General features: G+C 41.6%; 1 protein-coding gene. It reads right to left on the minus strand.

The genetic code is table 11. From position 1 onward, the window contains the following. The coding region (locus AOA61_RS12540) for a class I tRNA ligase family protein (protein WP_143521207.1) at positions 1 to 255 on the minus strand (255 nt) is incomplete at both ends.

Raw genomic sequence — 255 nt, forward strand, 5'->3', positions numbered from 1 at the left:
GAATAATCTAATGATAATCCCAGTTTCGACCATTGTTTCCGAATGAAATCTGCATATTCTTCTTTCCACTCCCAAGACTTCTCTAGGAATTTTTCGCGGCCAAGATCATGGCGAGATTGTCCCTCTTCTTTTAACTTCCCCTCAACCTTTGCTTGTGTTGCAATTCCAGCATGGTCCATTCCAGGTAGCCAAAGAGCATCATATCCTTGCATTCTTTTTGTACGGATGAGAATATCCTGCAAAGTTGTATCCCAT

The organism is Pseudomonas sp. 2995-1 (assembly GCF_002742505.1).
GTDB lineage: Bacteria > Pseudomonadota > Gammaproteobacteria > Pseudomonadales > Pseudomonadaceae > Aquipseudomonas > Aquipseudomonas sivasensis.